The organism is Ruegeria sp. CG3, from assembly GCF_056537205.1.
On sequence record NZ_JBQFRC010000010.1, the window covers coordinates 1 to 528 of the forward strand.

Here is a 528-nt window from a genome sequence, read left to right on the forward strand (position 1 = left end):
CCCCGTCTGCGAAACCAGCGCAGAGCGCGGACAAGAAAAGCTGAGGTCGAGTGCCGGGTCTCATCGGGCAGAACTTCCACATAGGCAAGACGGGTGGCATCATCAATGGCCACATGCAGATAGTCCCAGCCAAGTCCCGGCGTGCGGCCTTTGCGATTGCCTGTAATGCGATGACCGTGCCCTTCAAAGCGCCCCAGTTTCTTGATGTCCAGATGTAATAGCTCCCCCGCTCGTTCGCGTTGATAGCGTCGCACAAGTGGCTTGGGATCAAGAGCCTTCAATTTACCAAGACCTGCATGCTTCAACCAAGCCGCAACTGTCGAGCGGGCAAGATTGAGCTTGGTCGCGATCTCTTGTGCCGTCAGACGGTAGTCCTTGCGAAGTTGTTCAGCTTTCTTGCGCCACCAGCTGGCCTGTACAGCAGCGGCAGACCTTGGCCGTGATGAGCGGTTCTCCAGACCGGCCCTTCCTTCAGCCAGGTAGCGGCCAATCCATTTACGCACCGTGCGAACACTGACTGCAAACGCC

General features: G+C 57.8%; 1 protein-coding gene. It reads right to left on the reverse strand.

What is annotated here, in order from left to right:
• The coding region (locus ACR0NB_RS18860) for a helix-turn-helix domain-containing protein (RefSeq protein WP_480776489.1) at positions 1–528 on the reverse strand (528 nt) is incomplete at both ends.